Annotated in this window: 14 protein-coding genes; 11 read left to right on the top strand and 3 right to left on the bottom strand. The window is 69.5% G+C overall.

Annotated elements, in window-relative coordinates:
• Positions 1–55: 55 nt before the first annotated feature.
• The 9 genes from AC0KXH_RS18745 to AC0KXH_RS18705 all read left to right on the top strand — a co-directional run bounded on the left by AC0KXH_RS18745 (position 56) and on the right by AC0KXH_RS18705 (position 12,211).
• Positions 56–2,740: an AMP-binding protein gene (locus tag AC0KXH_RS18745; protein ID WP_488224627.1), complete on the top strand. Its 2,685-nt coding sequence runs from the start codon at positions 56–58 to the stop codon at positions 2,738–2,740.
• A gap of 30 nt (positions 2,741–2,770) precedes the next feature.
• Positions 2,771–4,681: a bifunctional sugar phosphate isomerase/epimerase/4-hydroxyphenylpyruvate dioxygenase family protein gene (locus tag AC0KXH_RS18740; protein WP_488223869.1), complete on the top strand. Its 1,911-nt coding sequence runs from the start codon at positions 2,771–2,773 to the stop codon at positions 4,679–4,681.
• A 123-nt stretch (positions 4,682–4,804) separates the two neighbouring features.
• Positions 4,805–7,675: a hybrid sensor histidine kinase/response regulator gene (locus AC0KXH_RS18735; protein ID WP_488223868.1), complete on the top strand. Its 2,871-nt coding sequence runs from the start codon at positions 4,805–4,807 to the stop codon at positions 7,673–7,675.
• Entirely contained in the window at positions 7,668–8,762 is a 1,095-nt protein-coding gene (locus tag AC0KXH_RS18730) for an HD domain-containing phosphohydrolase (RefSeq protein WP_488223867.1), read from the top strand. The genes AC0KXH_RS18735 and AC0KXH_RS18730 overlap by 8 nt, the downstream gene beginning before the upstream one ends.
• A gap of 124 nt (positions 8,763–8,886) precedes the next feature.
• On the top strand, positions 8,887–9,378 hold the full coding sequence (gene purE, locus AC0KXH_RS18725) for a 5-(carboxyamino)imidazole ribonucleotide mutase (RefSeq protein ID WP_041109479.1): 492 nt from the start codon (positions 8,887–8,889) through the stop codon (positions 9,376–9,378).
• Between the two features lie 36 nt (positions 9,379–9,414).
• Complete coding sequence (locus tag AC0KXH_RS18720; protein ID WP_488223866.1) at positions 9,415–10,500, top strand: 5-(carboxyamino)imidazole ribonucleotide synthase; 1,086 nt, start codon at positions 9,415–9,417, stop codon at positions 10,498–10,500.
• Between the two features lie 192 nt (positions 10,501–10,692).
• The gene (locus tag AC0KXH_RS18715) at positions 10,693–10,944 is read left to right on the top strand and encodes a GlsB/YeaQ/YmgE family stress response membrane protein (RefSeq protein WP_041109483.1); all 252 of its coding nucleotides are present in this window, start codon (positions 10,693–10,695) and stop codon (positions 10,942–10,944) included.
• Positions 10,945–10,998: 54 nt separating this feature from the next.
• Positions 10,999–11,532, top strand: coding sequence for a DUF3299 domain-containing protein (locus tag AC0KXH_RS18710; RefSeq protein WP_043222579.1), 534 nt, complete (start codon positions 10,999–11,001; stop codon positions 11,530–11,532).
• A gap of 7 nt (positions 11,533–11,539) precedes the next feature.
• Positions 11,540–12,211 (top strand): uracil-DNA glycosylase family protein, encoded by a 672-nt coding sequence (locus AC0KXH_RS18705; protein WP_488223865.1) that lies wholly within the window; start codon positions 11,540–11,542, stop codon positions 12,209–12,211.
• Positions 12,212–12,215: 4 nt separating this feature from the next.
• Here the strand turns inward: AC0KXH_RS18705 and AC0KXH_RS18700 are convergent, their stop codons facing one another.
• Both AC0KXH_RS18700 and AC0KXH_RS18695 read right to left on the bottom strand, forming a co-directional pair.
• On the bottom strand, positions 12,216–13,223 hold the full coding sequence (locus tag AC0KXH_RS18700) for a zinc-dependent alcohol dehydrogenase family protein (RefSeq protein ID WP_041109489.1): 1,008 nt from the start codon (positions 13,221–13,223) through the stop codon (positions 12,216–12,218).
• Between the two features lie 81 nt (positions 13,224–13,304).
• Positions 13,305–14,330: an NADP-dependent oxidoreductase gene (locus tag AC0KXH_RS18695; RefSeq protein ID WP_061339125.1), complete on the bottom strand. Its 1,026-nt coding sequence runs from the start codon at positions 14,328–14,330 to the stop codon at positions 13,305–13,307.
• 137 nt (positions 14,331–14,467) lie between these two features.
• Between AC0KXH_RS18695 and AC0KXH_RS18690 the strand changes: the two genes are divergently transcribed.
• The gene (locus AC0KXH_RS18690) at positions 14,468–14,689 is read left to right on the top strand and encodes a YgdI/YgdR family lipoprotein (protein WP_041109493.1); all 222 of its coding nucleotides are present in this window, start codon (positions 14,468–14,470) and stop codon (positions 14,687–14,689) included.
• 15 nt (positions 14,690–14,704) lie between these two features.
• Positions 14,705–17,212 (top strand): alpha-glucan family phosphorylase, encoded by a 2,508-nt coding sequence (glgP, locus tag AC0KXH_RS18685; protein WP_488223864.1) that lies wholly within the window; start codon positions 14,705–14,707, stop codon positions 17,210–17,212.
• 21 nt (positions 17,213–17,233) lie between these two features.
• Here the strand turns inward: glgP and AC0KXH_RS18680 are convergent, their stop codons facing one another.
• Positions 17,234–17,863, bottom strand: a complete 630-nt coding sequence (locus AC0KXH_RS18680; RefSeq protein ID WP_043222568.1) for a CoA transferase subunit B — start codon at positions 17,861–17,863, stop codon at positions 17,234–17,236.
• Position 17,864 lies beyond the last annotated feature (1 nt).

Raw genomic sequence — 17,864 nt, 5'->3', positions numbered from 1 at the left:
AGCCTTGAACACTGAACTTCTCTCGACCGGGCCCTGCTCAGGGCCGGTCTCGCCCATGTTCGATGGGCCGGACGCCTGCGGACGGGCGATCACCCTGCATGCCGCCTTCGAGCATCTGGCTCGTCTGTTTCCCGAGCATCCGGCGGTCTGCTCGACACGCTTTGCGACGCTCGATTTCCGGACCCTGCAACAGGCCATCGAGCAGGCGCGCAGCCAATTGCGCCAGGCCGGCCTCGGTCGCGAGGCGCGTATCGGCATCCTCCTGCCGGAGCCGGCGCAGGCGGCCGTGACCATCACGGCCATCGCCTGTTCGGCAGTGGCGGTGCCGCTGGACCCGCGCCTGGGCCCGGTGGAGCTGGAGCAGTTTCTCGAGCAGCTCAGCCTCGATGCCATGCTGGTCAGCGAGGAGGGCGGGCAAGCGCTGGCCGCCGCGCGCCGCCGCGGGTTGCCGCTGATCATGGCCGAGGCCGCCGAAGACGGCACGCCGGCCATGCGCCTGCGTGCGCCGCGCGCGCCGCGTGCCGCCGCCGACGAACTGCCACTGGCCGATGCGCCGGCGTTCATCCTGCGCAGCTCGGGCACCACGGCACTGCCCAAGCTGATTCCGTTCAGCCATCGCAGCATGCTGGCCGCCGCCCGCAAATGGCAGAGCTGGTTTCGCCTGCCGACCGGCAATCGTTGCCTGTGCATCTCGGCGCCCTATTACTCGCACGGGCTGAAAGTCACCATCCTGACCCCGATGCTGACCGGCGGCAGCGTCGCCTTTCCGCTGAGCCCGGCGGTGATCGACCTGCACGAATGGTTCGACACGCTACAGCCGAGCTGGTACTCCGCCGGCCCGGCGATGCACCGGGCGATCCTCGAGGCGGCGCAGGCGCGCGCGGACGACCCCGAGCAGCACCGGCCGGACTTCGCCTCGTCCGGTGGTGCGCCGCTGCCGCAGGACATCATCGCGGACTTCGAGCGCGTGCTCGGCTTTCCACTGGTCGAGCACTACGGCTCCAGCGAGGCCGCGCAGATCGCCGTCAATACGCCGTTCGCCGGCGAATTCCGCGCGGGCACCGTGGGCCGGCCATGGCCGGGAACCCTGAGCATCGTCGACGAAACCGGGCAGCCAGTGACGCCAGGCGAGCGCGGCGAGATCCGCGTGCGCGGCGCGACCGTCATGCCCGGCTACCTGGGCAATGAAGCGCTCAACCGCGACGTGATGCGCGACGGCTGGTTCCATACCGGCGACATCGGCAGCCTCGATGCCGATGGCTTTCTGCACCTGCATGGGCGCCTGCGCGAGGTGATCAACCGGGGCGGCGAGAAAGTCAGCCTGCCGGAGGTCGATGCCGCGCTGCTGCGTCACCCGGCGGTGGCCGACGCCGCCGCCTTCGCCGTGCCGCATCCGCGCCTGGGCCAGGACGTCGCCGCCGCGGTGGTGCTGCGTGCCGGCGCAACGGCATCGGCAAGCGAGCTGCAGGCCTTCCTGCGCGGCGTGCTGGTGTACTTCAAGGTGCCGCGGCGGGTGCTCGTCGTCGACCAGTTGCCGCGCGGCCTGACCGGCAAGGTGCTGCGCCATCGGCTGGCCGAACAGTACGCCGAGCAGCGCGAGGAGCGCGCCCAGGCCGCGACTGGCGAGCCGGTTTCGCCCCTGGAGCAGGAGCTGCTCGGACTCTGGCGCCGCTTGCTGAAGACCGACGCGGTCGGCCCGGACGACAATTTCCTCGACTGCGGCGGTGATTCGCTGCTGGCCACCGAGATGCTCGCCGAACTGGAACGCCTGCTGGGCCGGGTGATCCCCGAGTCGGTGCTGGTCGAGGCGGAGACCGCCCGCGAACTGGCCGCGCAGCTGGAAAACCTGGCTGCCGACGCGATCCCGGTGATCGATTTCAACCCGCAGCCCGGGCAGACCACGCTGTTCTGGTTCCACGGCGATTTCGCCCATGGCGGCTACTACATCCGGCGCCTGGCCCGGCTGCTCGGCCAGCAACAGCCGCTGACGGCGATCGCGCCGCACGGCATGGGCAGCGAGCCGATTCCGGCTTCGGTCGAGGCGATGGCGCGCGAGCGCCTGCCGCTGATCCTGCAGCGCCAGCCAAGTGGGCCCTATCGCATCGGCGGGTACTGCAACGGCGCACTGGTGGCCTTCGAGGCGGCGCGCCTGCTGATCGAGGCCGGGCACAGTGTCGAGATCGTCGCGCTGATCGACCCGCCGACCGCCAATGTGCGGCCCTGGTCGCGGGCGATCCTGCGCACGCTGGACCGGGTACTGCCCGATGCGCGTCTGGCGCAGGCCTACGAGGCGCTCAGCCGCTTCGGCGAGACCAGCAAGTGGCCCTATCCGAAGCGCCTGGCCAATCTCGCCGGCAAGCTCGGCCGCAAGGCCGCGCATGGCCTGCAGCAGCGCCTGGCCGGCAAGCGGCCGGAGCCGCCGTCGGAGCGCGATCAACTGGTGCGCGCGCGCTTCCTGCGCTACTCGCTGGTAATGGCGCGCTACCTGCCGCAGCGCATCGCCGCGCCGGTGGTGTACTTCTCGGCCGACTACACCAGCCGCGCCTGGCGCAACATGGGCACGCAGTTCGAGAGCTACGACGTCGAGGGCGGCCATCACCGCTGCGTGAAGGACTACACCGCATCGATCGCCACACCGCTGCGCGCGCTGCTCGAGCAGTCCTCCGGTGCTGCCGGCGAAGCGAACGGCCTGATGCCGCTGGCCGATGCCAGTGAACGGGACGCAGCGGTGCGTCGCTAGTGACCGGGACACAAGTCGCAGGATGACCTTATGAAGCGCTCGATCGCGACCGTTTCCCTCAGCGGGGCCCTGCCGGAGAAGCTCGAGGCTGCCGCGGCGGCCGGCTTCGACGGCATCGAATTGTTCGAGAACGATCTGCTGTACTACTCCGGCAGCCCGCGCGACATCCGCCGGCGCTGCGAGGAGCTGGGCATCGCCGTGACGCTGTTCCAGCCGTTCCGCGACTTCGAGGGCTGCCCGCGTGAGCGGCTGTCGCGCAACCTCGAGCGCGCCGAGCGCAAGTTCGACCTGATGCAGGAACTGGGCTGCGACCTGGTGCTGCTGTGCAGCAATGTCCAGCCCGATGCGCTGGGCGACGAGCAGGTCCTGCTCGACGACCTTGCGCGGATCGCCGAGCGCGCCGGTGCCCGCGGCCTGCGCGTTGGCTACGAGGCCCTGGCCTGGGGGCGCCATGTGCGCACCTGGCAGCAGGTCTGGTCGCTGGTGCGCCAGGTCGATCATCCGGCCCTGGGGGTGATCCTCGACAGCTTTCATACCCTGGCGCTGCGCGATGACCCCAGCGGCATTGCCGCGATTCCGGGCGAGAAGATCTTTTTCGTGCAGCTCGCCGATGCGCCCCTGCTGGCGATGGATGTGCTGGACTGGAGCCGGCATTTCCGCTGCTTCCCGGGGCAGGGCGAGTTCGATCTGGCCGGGTTTCTCGCGCCGGTGCTGCGCGCCGGCTACGCCGGGCCGCTGTCGCTGGAGGTGTTCAACGACAGCTTTCGCGCCGCGCCGCCGCTGGGCATCGCCGGTGACGGCCTGCGCGCGCTGCAGTATCTGGAGGAACAGACCCGCGTGCGCCTGCGCGCCGAGGGCCGCTTTCCGCCGCGCGTGGACGCCGCGCTGTTCGCGCCGCCGCCACCGGCGCGCTACGAGGGCATCGAGTTTCTCGAGTTCGCCGTCGACGAAGCGCACGCCACGCGTCTGGGTGGCTGGCTGCAGCGGCTGGGCTTCGTGCGCGCCGGGCTGCACCGCTCCAAGGACGTGCAGCTGTATCGCCAGGGCGACATCAACCTGGTGCTCAATGCCGAACCCTATTCCTTTGCCCACAATTACTTTCTTGCCCACGGCCCCTCGGTCTGCGCCACCGCCCTGAAGGTCGACCGAGAGACGCCGATTCTCGAGCGTGCCTGCGCCTTCGGCGCACAGCCCTACCGCGGGCTGGTCGGCCCGAACGAGCGCCGGGTGCCGGCGGTGCGTGCGCCGGATGGCAGCCTGATCTACCTGGTCGAACCCGGTGCGCCGGGGCAGACCTTGTATGACGTGGATTTCCGCCTTGAGCCCGCGCGGCATGAGGGGGGTGGCCTGCACCGCATCGACCACATGGCCACCGCCCTGCCGGCCGACAGCCTGGCCAGCTGGGTGCTGTTCTATCGCAGCCTGTTCGACTTCGAGGCCGACGACGAGCTGCTGGTCCCCGACCCCTACGGCCTGATGAAGTGCCGCGCGGTGCAGAGCCGCTGCGGCCAGGTGCGCCTGCCGCTGAACACCTCGCAGGACCGCAACACCGTGATCGCCCAGGCGCTGTCGAGCTATCGCGGGGCCGGCGTGCACCATGTCGCCTTCGCCTGCGACGACATCTTCGTCGAGGTCGCCCGTGCCCAGGCGGCCGGCGTGCCGCTGCTGGAGATCCCGCGCAACTACTACGACGACCTGGCGGTGCGTTTCGACCTGGACGACCGGATGCTCGCCGAGCTGGCGCGCAACAACGTGCTGTATGACCGCGACCTGCACGGCGGCGAGCTGTTCCACGTCTATACCGAGTCGTTCGAAGGGCGCTTCTTCTTCGAGATCCTCCAGCGCCGCGGTGGCTACAGCGGCTATGGCACGGCCAACGTGGCGGTACGTCTGGCGGCCATGGCCAAGCGCAGCAGGCGCCCGGCCGCGCTCGAAGCCTGAGCGCCTGCAGCCCGTCCGATTGGCTGATCCGGGGGCTTTCCGGGCGTGGCTGCGTGCTATCATCGCGCGCCCAATCTAGCCATGCCGTTCAGCGTGTCGTCCGTGGTTCGCTGGAGCCCAGCCGTGTCAACGAAAAGCCCCCTCGGGTTGCGTCAATGGATCTGGCGAGCCTTCGTACAGAGTGCCCTGATCCCGCTGGTGCTGGTGGAAACGGCGCTCATCGCCATCTATCTGCTGACCAACAATGCGATCCGCGATGCGCAGATCGAGCACCTGCGCGAGACCGCGCTGACCGACCTCAAGGTCGCGGCGAACCTCGAATCGCGCGTGATCGATGAGCAGCTTGGCCAGATCTCGGCGCTCACCGAGCTGTATCGCAACCTCACCGCCCGCGCCCTGGAACAGGAGCCGCCGGCCCAGCGGCCAGGCCTGGCGCTGAGTGCCGATGGCGTGCGCTATACCCCGCGCGACGAAGGCGGCGCCGCGGTGTTCTACGCCAACTCCACGCCAGCCGAGCGGCAGGACCTGGACAAGGTCGCCCGGCTCTCGCGGCTCGATCCGCTGATGAAGGAGCTGCAGGCCCGTCATCCGCTGGTCGCCAGCCTGTACTTCAACAGCTGGGACAGCCTCAACCATATCTACCCCTGGTTCCTCACGCCGGACCAGTACCCGCACGATATGGTGATTCCCAACTACAACTTCTATTACCTCGCCGATGCCGAGCACAATCCGGCGCGCGAGGTGGTGTGGACCGACGTCTATCTCGATCCGGCCGGCCATGGCTGGATGATGTCGGCCATCGCGCCGGTCTACCGCGGCGACTTCCTCGAAGGTGTGAGCGGCGTCGACATCACCGTCAGCGGCATTCTCGAGCAGATCGGCCAGCTCCATGTGCCCTGGAACGGCTACGCCATGCTGGTCAGCCGCGATCTGAACATCATGGCCCTGCCGCAGGATGGCGAAGCCGACTTCGGCCTCAACGAACTCACCGACCACTCCTATGACGAGGCGGTACGCCGGGAAATCTTCAAGCCCGAGGACTTCAACCTCGAGCGCCGCCCGGAGACCCGCGAGTTGGCCACGGCGATCGCCACGCAGGCTTCCGGCGTGCTCCGCGTGCAGCTCGGCGGTCGGCCGCAGCTGGTGGCCTGGAACACCGTCGGCCAGACCGGCTGGCACCTGCTGGCGGTGGTCGACGAGGCGCAGGTGTTCGCCCAGACCAACCTGCTTGCCTCGCGCTACCAGCAGATCGGCTATCTGCTGATCGCCGGCCTGGCGCTGTTCTACCTGCTGTTCTTCGGCTTCATGTGGCGGCGCGCGCGCCAGCTCAGCCAGTCGCTGCTGACGCCGATGCGCGGCGTATCGCGGATGATGGGCGAGATCGGTCTGGGCCACTGGCGCCCGCAGCCGATTCGCGCCGAGATCCGCGAGCTCGACGATATGTCGCGCCACACCCAGGCCATCGGGGCCCAGCTCGAGCACAGCGAGGCGCAGCGCGAGCGCGCCCAGCAGCGTCTCGATCTAACCCTGGAGAGCGCCACCGAGAGCCTCTGGGAGCACGACCTGCGCACGCACACCGTGCGCCTGCGCGGGCGCCTGGTGCAGCGCTTCGGCCTGCCCGCCTCGACGCTCGCGACCGACGAGTTCCTGCAGCGCGTGCACCCGGACGACCTGCCGGGCATGCATGACGAGCTGGAGCGCGCCGGCGGCGGCAAGATGCTGCGCTACGAGACCGAATTCCGTTTCGCCGATGCCCTCGGCGAATACCACTGGCTGCTCAGCCGCGGCCGCGTGCTCGAGCGCGACCCCGAGAGCGGCGCGGCGCTGCTGATCGTCGGCACCCACGTCGACATCGATGCGCTCAAGCGGGTCGAGGCGGAGCTGCGCGTGGCCTCGGTCGAAGCCAATGCCGCCAGCGAAGCGAAGAGCCGGCTGATCTCCAGCATCAGCCACGAACTGCGCACGCCGCTCAACGCGATCCTCGGCTTCGCCCAGCTGATGCGCATGGAACATCCGGAGAACGAGCAGTCCGATGCCGCCGACTACCTCGACGAGATTCTCCTGGCCAGCCGTCATCTCAACCAGCTGCTGGGTGACGTACTCGACTGGTCGAGCCTGCAGTCGGAAAAACCGCGGCTGACCCTCGAAGCGGTCGAGGTCGGCAACCTGATGCGCGGCTGTGCCGAGCTGGTCGCGCTGGAGGTCCGCCGCCACGGCCTGAGCCTGGAGCTGGACCTGCCCGACGGCGAGCTCTACGTCACCGCCGAACCGCGCCGCCTGCGCCAGGTGCTGCTCAACCTGCTGTCCAATGCGATCAAGTACAACACGCCGTCAGGCCAGGTCACGCTCAGCTACGACCTGCTCGGCAGCCAGGTACGCCTGCTGGTCGAGGACACCGGCATGGGCATCGAACCGGGCCTGCAGCAGCAGCTGTTCGAGCCTTTCCAGCGGCTGGGCCGGGAAAACTCGGCGATCCAGGGCACCGGCCTCGGCCTCTCGCTCAGCCAGGAGCTGGCCGGCCTGATGGGCGGGCGCATGGGGCTGCGCAGCGAGCCGGGCATCGGCAGCAGTTTCTGGATCGAGCTGCCGCGCGTGATGCAGCCCGGCGAAGCGAACGGCGAGACGCGGCCGCACGTGTTCTACGTCGAAGACGATGCCGCCAGCCAGCTGCTGGTGCGCCGCGCGCTCGGCCACCTGGCCCAGGTGAGCGTGGTCGGCAATGGTCGCGTCGCGCTCGAGCGCCTGCTGGCCGTGCCGCCGGCGCTGGTGCTGCTGGACCTCAATCTGCCGGGAATGGACGGTGTCGAGGTGTTGCGCCAGTTGCGCCAGCATGAGCAGACGCGCGACGTGCCGGTGCTGATCCTCAGTGCCGTGGCCGAGGATGCGCGGCTGGTCGGCCTCGACTGCCAGGGCCTGCTGCGCAAGCCGCTGGACCTCGAACAATTGCGCGCGCTGGTCGGCGCCTTGCTCTCGCGGGAGTACTGCGATGTTTGACGAAACCCTGCGCGACCTGACGGTGGTCGTCATCGACGACGTGCGCGCCAACCTGCGCCTGCTGCAGGCCAGCCTGCGGGCGTTCGGCATGCGCCGCATCGTCGGCTTCTCCGATTCGGGCGAGGGCCTCGGCTGGCTGCAGAGCAACCCCTGGGACCTGCTGCTGCTCGATCTGGACATGCCGCAGCCCAACGGCTTCGAACTGCTCGCGCAGCTGGCCGGGCGCGATCCGAGCTGCTCGCCGGTGATCATCGTCACCGCGCTGAGCGACGTCGAGAATCGCCGCAAGGGCCTGGAGCTGGGCGCCGACGACTACGTCAGCAAGCCGCTGGACCTGACCGAGCTGATGCTGCGCGTGCGCAGCAAGCTGCAGCTCTGTCATGCCAGCCGCGCGCTCAAGCACGAGCGTGCCGAGCTCGAGCGCAAGGTCGCCAGTCGCACCGAGCAGCTGCGGCAGAGCTACGAAGCGATGATCCACAGCCTGTCGATGGCGGCGACCTTTCGCGACAACGAGACCGGCAACCACATCCTGCGCATCGGCGAGTCCGCCGCGATGATCGCCGAAGCCCTCGGCCAGGCGCCGTCGTCCGTAGAGCTGCTGCGCCTGGCGGCGCCGATGCACGACATCGGCAAGATCGGCATTCCCGACCACATCCTGCTCAAGCCCGGGCGGCTGAGCGACGACGAGCGCGTGGAGATGAACCGGCACCCGGTCATCGGCTACGAGATCCTGATGGCGGCCGGACAGTCGCCCCTGCTCAAGCTGGCGGCGGAGATCGCCATGCACCATCACGAGAAGTGGGATGGCAGCGGTTACCCGGGCGGCCTGGTCGGCGAGGCGATTCCGCTGTCGGCGCGCATCGTGGCGTTGTGCGATGTCTACGACGCGCTGCGCTCGTCGCGGCCGTACAAGCAGGCCTGGAGCAGCGAGCGTGCGCTGGAGCTGCTGCGCGAGCAGGCCGGGCGGCATTTCGACCCGGCCCTGGTGGAAATCTTCTGCCGCCTGGTCGAGCCGATCGAGCTGCTGCTGCAGCGGCTGCCGGACGAGCCGCCCGCCGGCGCCGGGGATCGCGGCCTGCTGGCCTAGGCGCTATACTGCGCGGCCCGCGAAACGGCAGGCGCTGCCGCCGCGACACTTCCCCGAACCACGCCTTTCTGCGTGGTTCGTCGTTTATTGACGCGCCCTCGGGCGCCCGACGAGAGGCACGACGATGAGCGCACTGGTAGGCGTGATCATGGGCTCCAAGTCCGACTGGTCCACCCTCAGCCACACCGCCGACATGCTCGAGAAGCTGGGCATTCCCCACGAGGTGACGGTGGTTTCCGCCCACCGCACGCCGGACCTGCTCTTCCAGTACGCCGAGCAGGCCGAGCAGCGCGGGCTGCGCGTGATCATCGCCGGCGCCGGCGGCGCGGCGCATCTGCCGGGCATGTGCGCGGCCAAGACGCACCTGCCGGTACTTGGCGTGCCGGTGCAGTCGTCGATGCTCTCGGGCGTCGACTCGCTGCTGTCGATCGTGCAGATGCCCGCCGGCGTGCCGGTGGCGACTCTGGCCATCGGCAAGGCCGGTGCGATCAACGCCGCGCTGCTGGCGGCGAGCATGCTCGGCCACGAATTCCCCGAGTACCACGCCGCGCTCAAGCGCTTCCGCGACGAGCAGACGCGCACCGTGCTCGACAATCCGGACCCGCGTCAGCCCTGAGCCGATCGGCTCGTCATCGACAAAGCAGGTGGAACCATGAAAATCGGTGTGATCGGTGGCGGCCAGCTGGGCCGCATGCTGGCCCTGGCGGGGACTCCGCTGGGCATGACCTTCGCATTCCTCGACCCGGCGCCGGATGCCTGTGCCGCGGCGCTAGGCGAGCACCTGCGCGCCGATTACGACGACAAGGACCACCTGCGCCGGCTGGCCGACGAGGTCGATCTGGTGACCTTCGAATTCGAGAGCGTGCCGGCCGAGACCGTGGCCTTTCTCTCGCAGTTCGTGCCGGTCTATCCGAGTGCCGAGTCGCTGCGCATCGCCCGTGACCGGCTGTTCGAGAAAAGCATGTTCCAGGAGCTGGGCATCCCCACCCCGGCGTTCGCCGACATCCAGTCGCAGGCCGACCTCGATGCCGCGGTGGCCAGCATCGGCCTGCCGGCCGTGCTCAAGACGCGTACCCTCGGCTACGACGGCAAGGGCCAGAAGGTCCTGCGCAGCGCGGCCGACGTGGCCGGTGCCTTTGCCGAGCTGGGCAGCGTGCCCTGTCTGCTGGAAGGCTTCGTGCCCTTCACCGGTGAGGTCTCGCTGGTGGCCGTGCGCGGCCGCGATGGCGAAACCGCCTTCTATCCGCTGGTGCACAACACGCACGAGACCGGCATCCTGCGGCTGTCGGTGGCCAGCAGCAATCACCCGCTGCAGAAGCTCGCCGAAGATTACGTCGGGCGGGTGCTGGACAAGCTCGACTACGTCGGCGTGCTGGCCTTCGAGTTCTTCGAGGTCGACGGCGGCCTGAAGGCCAACGAGATCGCGCCGCGGGTGCACAACTCCGGGCATTGGACCATCGAAGGCGCCGAGTGCAGCCAGTTCGAGAACCACCTGCGCGCGGTGGCCGGCCTGCCGCTGGGCTCGACCACCAAGCTCGGCGAGAGCGCGATGCTCAACTTCATCGGCGAAGTGCCACCGGTGGACAAGGTCATCGCCATCGAAGACTGCCATCTGCACCACTACGGCAAGGCCTTCAAGGCCGGGCGCAAGGTCGGCCACGCCACCCTGCGCTGCCCGGACCGGGCCACCCTGGACCGGCAGATCACCGCCGTCGAGTCGCTGATCGGGCGCGGCTGAGCGCAGGCCCGCGGGGTGGAAAGCGCCGGGCGCGCTTTTCCACCCTGCGGGAACGCGGCCGGTGCGTGTACCGGCGGCCAGGCGCAGCCGTGCCGGGTCCGCCCGGTCGTCAGGCCTGCAAGTGCCGTCGTAGAACTGCCGGTGCCGGGGCGGGGTCCACTGCTTACCTTTTCGGACCTCGGAGACTGAGCCATGGGCATCATCGGAACCATCATCATCGGCCTGATCGTCGGCCTGATCGCACGCTTCCTCAAACCCGGCAACGACAGCATGGGCTGGATCATGACCATCCTGCTCGGGATCGGTGGCTCGCTGCTGGCGACCTACGGCGGCCAGGCGCTGGGCCTGTACGAGGCGGGCGAGGGCGCCGGCTTTATCGGCGCGGTGGTCGGTGCGATCATCCTGCTGGTGATTTACGGCGCGGTGACCAGCCGTAAGCACTGATTTCGCCGGGGCCGCTCCCGGCGGCCCCCTTTCCGCCAGCCAGCCTTTGCCGCCATGCGCCGATTCCTTGCCTGCCTGCTGTTCTGCTTCGCCTCGCTGACCCACGCCGCCCCGGCCGAACTCGACTGGCTCGAACTGATGCCCGCCGAGGACCGCAAGGCGCTCGAGGAGATGCCCGAGATCGAGCACGACTCGCCCGAGAACCTGGGTTTCAGCGATGCCGGCGGGCTCAAGCAGGGCGCCGGGCTGCCCGAGGTGATGTATTCGGCGCGGACGGTGCCGGCGCTCGCCGGGCGTGCCATTCGCCTGGGTGGCTACCCGGTGCCGCTGGAGACCGACGCCGCCGGGCGCAGCACCGAGTTCTTTCTGGTGCCCTATCCGGGGGCCTGCATTCATGTGCCACCACCGCCGCCCAACCAGATCGTGCTGGTGCGCCTGGCCAAGGGCATCGAGCTGGGCGACATCTACGCGCCGCTCTGGGTCGACGGCGTGCTGCGCATCGAGCCGGTGAGCAATGCGCTCGCCGAGGCCGCCTATGCCATCGATGCCGACGCCGTGGTCCCGGTCGACGAAGCGGACCTGGAGTAAGCCCCGCGTGCCGCTCGCTGCGAACCTGCGCCAGCTGGCCGCGACGACCGAGGGCATCGACCGGGCGGTCTATGCGCAATTCGACAAGGATCCGCTGGAGCCGATCATCGGCCTGGGCGATGCGCAGGCGCCGCTCGCCTTTTTCGGCCGCGACCCGGGGCGCGAGGAGGTACGCCACGGCGAGCCGTTCGTCGGCGCCGGCGGGCAGCTGGTGCGGGGTGGGCTGCATCGGCACCTGTATGGCACGGAATTGCCGGATTTCGCCGCCTCGCTGGCAGTCGGCCGGCCGTTCTTCTGGGCCAACACCGTGCCCTACAAGCCGCTCGGTAACCGGGCCTGGTCGATGGCAGTCAAGCGGCGCTTCCACCCACTGATGCGCGAGCTGCTGATCGAATCCTGGCAGGGGCGCGACATCGTCACCCTCGGGCGCGAAGCCTTTCTCTGGTTCGGCATCGATCAGCCGCGCGAGGAGCGTCGGCGCCTGGAGGCCTTCTGGGCCGACGAGCGGCGTTTCGAGCGCAGCCTGCCGGTACGCCTGGCAGACGACCGGGGCGGCAGCCGCGAATTCGTCCTGCACCCGCTGCCGCACCCTTCGCCGCGCAACCTGGCCTGGTACGGGCGCTTCGCCGAGCTGCTCGAGGCGCGCCTGCAGCAGCTCGGCGTGGCCCTGCCGGGCTGAGCGCTCAGAACGTCAGGCAGATCTTGCCGAAGTGGCGGTTGCTCTCCTGGTAGCGGAAGGCGTCGCAGATCTCGTCGAGGGCGAAGCAGCGGTCGATCACCGGGCGCATGCCGTTGGCGTCGATCGCGCGGATCATCTGCTGCTGCTGGGTGCGGCTGCCGACCAGCACGGCCTGCAGGCGCAGCTGGCGCACCAGGGCCTCGACCAGAGGCAGCTCGCCGCCGACCCCGGTGAGGATGCCGATTACCGCGATATGCCCGCCGATGCGCGTGGCGGTCATCGACTGGGCGAGCGTCGCCGGGCCGCCGACTTCGATCACGTGGTCGACGCCGCGGCCATCGGTCAGCTCACGCACCCGCTCGCCCCAGTTCGGCGTGCTGCGGTAGTTGATCAGATGGCTGGCGCCGAGCTCGGCCATGCGCGCCAGCTTGTCGTCGCTCGAGGACGTGGCGATCACCGTGGCGCCGGCCATGCGGGCGAACTGCAGGGCAAAGATCGATACGCCGCCGCTGCCCTGTACCAGTACCGTCTCGCCGGGCTTGAGCGCACCATCGGCCATCAGCGCGCGCCAGGCGGTCAGCCCGGCGGTGGTCAGGGTCGCCGCCTCGGCGTGGCTCCAGCCCCTGGGTGCGTGGGTAAAGGCGGTGGCCGGCGCGGTCACCTGTTCGCGTGCATAGCCGTCGATGCCATCGCCGGGCACGCGGACGAAACCTTCGACGCAGGGCTCGCCGTCCAGCCAGTCGGGAAAGAAGGTGCTGACCACCGCATCGCCGACCTTGAAGCCCTCGACCCCGGAACCGACGGCGATCACTTCGCCGGCACCATCGGCCATCGGAATGCGCGGCTCGCTCGGTCCCCACATGCCGCTGACCACGGCGAAATCGTGGTAGTTGAGCGAGTTGGCGTGCAGGCGCACGCTGATTTCGCCCGCGCCGGGTGCCGGCGCCTCGTGGATGCCGACCACCACCTGGTCGTAGCCACCACCGGGTTGAACGTAGATCGCCTTGCTCATGCTGCTGCTCCGTTGCAGTTATCGATACCGAATTCTGGACCCTTGCCGTGCACGCGGCAGTAGGCCCTTGGTCGTGGCCGGCTACGACTCGCCGAGGGCTACCACCAGCTTGCCGAAGTTGCGCCCCTCGAGCAGGCCGATGAACGCCTCGGGTGCGTTTTCCAGGCCCTGCACCTGTTGCTCGCGGTACTTGATGCGGCCATCGGCGTACCAGGCGCTCATGTCGCGGTAGAACTCGTCGTAGCGGTGCCCATAGTCGTCGAAGATGATGAAGCCCTGCATCCGCAGGCGCTTTTTCAGGATGGTTTCGAGCAGCAGCGGCAAGCGATCCGGGCCGTCCGGCAGGCCGGTGGCGTTGTACTGGGCGACCACGCCGCAGACCGGCACGCGGGCGCGACTGTTGAGCAGCGGCAGCACGGCATCGAACACCGCGCCGCCGACATTCTCAAAATAGATGTCGATGCCCTTCGGGCATTGCCGCGCGAGCTGGTTGGGAAAATCCTCGGCGCGGTGGTCGATGCAGGCGTCGAAACCGAGCGTCTGCACCGCATGCAGGCATTTGTCGCGCCCGCCGGCGATGCCCACCACGCGGCAGCCCTTGAGCTTGGCGATCTGCCCGACCGTGGCGCCGACCGGGCCGGTGGCGGCGGCGACCACCAGGGTTTCGCCGGGCCTGGGCTGGCCGATGTCGAGCAGCCCCATGTAGGCGGTGAAACCGGGCATGCCGAGCACCCCGAGCGCATGCGAGGGGTTGGGCATGTCCGGCGCCAGGCGCAGCAGGCCCTTGCCGTCGGACAGCGCGTATTCCTGCCAGCCGCTGGCGCCCAGCACCAGGTCGCCCGGCTGGTAGTCCGGGTGCCGCGACTGCACCACGCGCGACACGGTGCCGCCGACCATCACCTCGCCGACGGCCATCGGCGGCGCGTAGGACGGCCCTTCGCTCATGCGCCCGCGCATGTAGGGGTCGAGCGAGAGGTAGAGCGTGCGCAGCAGCAGCTGGCCCTCGGCCGGCTCCGGCAGCGCTGCGCTCTGCAGGCGGAAGTTCTCCGGCGTGGGCGCGCCGTGCGGGCGCGAGGCGAGGTGGATGCTGCGGTTCTGCTGGCTCATCGGTGGCTCCTGCGAGGGGTCATCAGCTTGGGAACCCGTCGGCCGGCGCATGTTCCCGCCGCCCTGCGGCATTGCCGACTGGCGCCCGCCCGGCGGCGTGCCACACTTTGCGCATAACCCCTGCGTGAGGTGCCGTCATGTTCCGGACATTCTCCTTCGCCATGCTCGCCCTGGGCATGGCCCTGCTCGGCGGCTGCGCCTCGCCGAGCCAGATCACCCTTACCGATGGCCGGCAGATGCAGAGCCTGGATACGCCCGAATACGACGAGGACACCGGCTTCTATGAATTCGAGCAGGCCGATGGCCGGCGCATCCGCGTGAACCGTGACCAGGTGCAGAGCATCCAGACCCTCGACTGACCGCATGAGGTGCCCTTGGCCCAGCGCAACGGACTACCGCCGATCACGCCGCATACGCTGCGCGAGCTGGCCTTCGATCAGTCGATCCGCTGGTCGAGCCGCAATGACGACATCTGGCAGGCCATCGACGAGGACCTCTGGGACCTGACGCACAACCCCTGCCTGGTCCTGAGCACCGTGCCCGACCGGCAGCTGGCCGAGCTGCTGCGCCGGCCGGAATTCCATGGCCGGGTGCGCGAACTGGTAGAGCGCCGCCGTGCCGAGGCCGCGCAGCCGACCTGGTTCGCCGAGCGCGCCGTCGATGATGCGCTCGCCTGCGTCGCCTACTTCTCCATGGAATACATGCTCAGCGAGGCGCTGCCGATCTATTCCGGCGGGTTGGGCAACGTCGCCGGCGACCAGCTCAAGGCCGCCAGCGACCTCGGCGTGCCGGTGGTCGCGGTGGGCATGCTCTGGCAGCACGGCTACTTCCGCCAGGGCATCGATGCCGACGGCCGGCAGCAGGCCCTGTACCCGGTCAACGACACGCGGCAGTTGCCGGTCGAACCGCTCACCGACCTGGCCGGCCGGCCGCTGCGCCTGGCCTTTCGCCTGCCCGGGATGCAGCTGTGGATTCGCGGCTGGCAGGCGCGCGTCGGCCGTTGCCGATTGCTGCTGCTCGACACCAACGAGCCGGCCAACCCACCGCAGGTTCGCCTGATCACCAGCCAGCTGTACGGCGGCGACCGGGAGATGCGCCTGCGTCAGGAGATCGTGCTGGGCATCGGCGGCTGGCGCCTGCTCGAGGCTGCCGGGCTGACCCCGGAGGTGTGCCATCTCAACGACGGGCATGCCGCCTTTGCCGTGCTCGAGCGGGCGCGCAGCTACATGGCGGCGCGCGGCGTGCCCTTCGAGGTGGCGCTGGCCGCGACCCGTGCCGGCAACCTGTTCACCACGCATACGCCGGTCGAAGCCGGCTTCGACCGCTTTCCCGCGGCCCGCGTCAGCCAGTACCTGGGCCGCTATGCCGAGGCGGAGCTTGGCATCGCCGCGCGCGAGCTGCTCGCATTGGGCGGGGCGGCAGCGGACGACCCGCAGGCGACCTTCAACATGGCCTGCCTCGCCGCACACGGCTCCGGCGCGGTGAATGCGGTGAGCCGCCTGCACGAGGCCACCAGCCGCTTCATCTTCCGCGGGCTGTACCCCCGCTGGCCGCTGGTCGAAGTGCCCATCGGCCACGTGACCAACGGGGTGCACCTGCCGACCTGGCTGTCGTCCGACGCCGAGCAGCACTGGTTCGAGCTGCACGGCGACGAGATCCCCTGGCGCGGTGGCGACAGCGTGGTAGCCGACCTGCTGGCGCGGGTCGACGATCACTGGCTCTGGCAGATCCGCCAGCACGCGCGGCACGAGCTGCTCGCCTTTGTCTGCGGCTACCTGGCGCGCAGCCTGGCGGTGCACGGGGCGACTGCCGAGTGCATTGCCGCGGCCGGCTGCGGGCTGGATGCCGAACGCCTGACGATCGGCTTCGCACGGCGCTTCACCGCCTACAAGCGGCCCAACCTGCTGCTGCAGGACCCCGATCGCCTGGCGCGCATCCTCGCCGACCGCGAGCGCCCGGTGCAGCTGCTGGTCGCCGGCAAGGCGCATCCGGCCGACCGTGCCGGGCAGGCGCTGCTCGCCGAGTGGCAGCGCTTCATCGCGCGGCCGGATGTCGCCGGGCGCGTGGTGTTTCTCGAGGACTACGACATGCGGCTGGCGCGGCACCTGGTGCAGGGTGTCGACGTCTGGATCAATACGCCGCGGCGCCCCTGGGAGGCCAGCGGCACCAGCGGCATGAAGGTGCTGGCCAACGGCGGGCTGAACCTGTCCCAGCTCGACGGCTGGTGGGCCGAAGCCTATGCGCCGGACCTCGGCTGGGCGATCGGCGACGGTCTGGAGCACGACGAGACGCACGATGGGCGCGATGCCGAGCAGCTCTACAGGCTGCTCGAGCAGGAGGTGATACCGGAGTACTACAGCCGCGACGAGGCCAACCTGCCGCGTGCCTGGGTGCAGCGCATCCGCCGCAGCATGGGCGAACTGGTGCAGCGCTTTTCCGCCGACCGGGTGGTGCGCGAGTACACCGAGCAGTTCTACTTGCCGGCGGCGCGCGCCTACCGCGAGCGCAGCGCGGACGGCTCGGCCCGCGCCTACGCGCTGGCCGGCCGCATCCACCGGCTGCAGCGCCACTGGCCGCGGCTGGCGTTCGTCCGGGTCGCACTGGAGCCGCTCGGCGAGGGCTACCAGGCCAGCGTGGAGCTGGACGTGGGGCAGCTGTATGCCGACGACCTGCTCGTGCAACTGTACGCCGATGCCTGCGGAGACTGGCCGGCCGAGTGCCTGACGCTGACTGCGCGCAGCGGTTCGGGGCCGCACTGGCTGTTCAGCGGCTCGCTGCCGGCCGCCCGCCCGGCGGCGCACTACACCGCGCGGGTGATCCCGGCGGCCTATGACGGCCTGCGGGTGCCGCTGGAACTGCCGCTGATTCTCTGGCAGCCCTGAGCGGCGCCCGCTGCGCCGGGCTCAGCGAACGATCGGGCAGCCGGTCGCCGCCTGCAGTTCGTCGAAGCTCACGCCTTCGGCCAGCTCGACGAGCGTCAAACCCTGCTCGGTGACATCGAGCACGGCGAGGTCGGTGATGATGCGGTCGACCACGCCGACCCCGGTCAGCGGCAGGTCGCAGGCCGGCAGGATCTTGTGCGCGCCGCCCTTGGCGGTGTGCTCCATCAGCACCACGACCTTTTTCACCCCGGCCACCAGATCCATCGCTCCGCCCATGCCCTTGACCATCTTGCCGGGGATCATCCAGTTGGCCAGGTCGCCCTTTTCCGAGACCTGCATGGCACCGAGGATGGCCAGGTTGATGTGGCCGCCGCGGATCATCGCGAAGCTCTGCGCGTTGTCGAAGAAGCTCGCCCCGGGCAGCGCGGTGACCGTCTGCTTGCCGGCGTTGATCAGGTCGGCGTCGACCTCCTCTTCGCTGGGGAAGGGGCCGATGCCGAGCAGGCCGTTCTCGCTCTGCAGCCAGACATCCATGCCTTCGGGGATGTAGTTGGCCACCAGGGTCGGCAGGCCGATGCCGAGGTTCACGTAGAAGCCGTCTTCCAGTTCCCGTGCGGCGCGTTGTGCCATCTGTTCGCGTGTCCAGGCCATG

Source organism: Stutzerimonas sp. CXK-1, assembly GCF_057738225.1.
Note: the sequence above shows the minus strand (reverse complement) of the source record. Positions and strands in the feature narration are given on the sequence as shown.

Excerpts from the sequence above, each read along its gene's own strand:
- AC0KXH_RS18745 (WP_488224627.1), top strand. The coding sequence starts at position 56 with ATGTTCGATGGGCCGGACGCCTGCGGACGGGCGATCACCCTGCATGCC.
- AC0KXH_RS18740 (WP_488223869.1), top strand. The coding sequence starts at position 2,771 with ATGAAGCGCTCGATCGCGACCGTTTCCCTCAGCGGGGCCCTGCCGGAG.
- AC0KXH_RS18730 (WP_488223867.1), top strand. The coding sequence starts at position 7,668 with ATGTTTGACGAAACCCTGCGCGACCTGACGGTGGTCGTCATCGACGAC.
- purE (WP_041109479.1), top strand. The coding sequence starts at position 8,887 with ATGAGCGCACTGGTAGGCGTGATCATGGGCTCCAAGTCCGACTGGTCC.
- AC0KXH_RS18720 (WP_488223866.1), top strand. The coding sequence starts at position 9,415 with ATGAAAATCGGTGTGATCGGTGGCGGCCAGCTGGGCCGCATGCTGGCC.
- AC0KXH_RS18715 (WP_041109483.1), top strand. The coding sequence starts at position 10,693 with ATGGGCATCATCGGAACCATCATCATCGGCCTGATCGTCGGCCTGATC.
- AC0KXH_RS18710 (WP_043222579.1), top strand. The coding sequence starts at position 10,999 with ATGCGCCGATTCCTTGCCTGCCTGCTGTTCTGCTTCGCCTCGCTGACC.
- AC0KXH_RS18700 (WP_041109489.1), bottom strand. The coding sequence starts at position 13,223 with ATGAGCAAGGCGATCTACGTTCAACCCGGTGGTGGCTACGACCAGGTG.
- AC0KXH_RS18695 (WP_061339125.1), bottom strand. The coding sequence starts at position 14,330 with ATGAGCCAGCAGAACCGCAGCATCCACCTCGCCTCGCGCCCGCACGGC.
- AC0KXH_RS18690 (WP_041109493.1), top strand. The coding sequence starts at position 14,468 with ATGTTCCGGACATTCTCCTTCGCCATGCTCGCCCTGGGCATGGCCCTG.
- AC0KXH_RS18680 (WP_043222568.1), bottom strand. The coding sequence starts at position 17,863 with ATGGCCTGGACACGCGAACAGATGGCACAACGCGCCGCACGGGAACTG.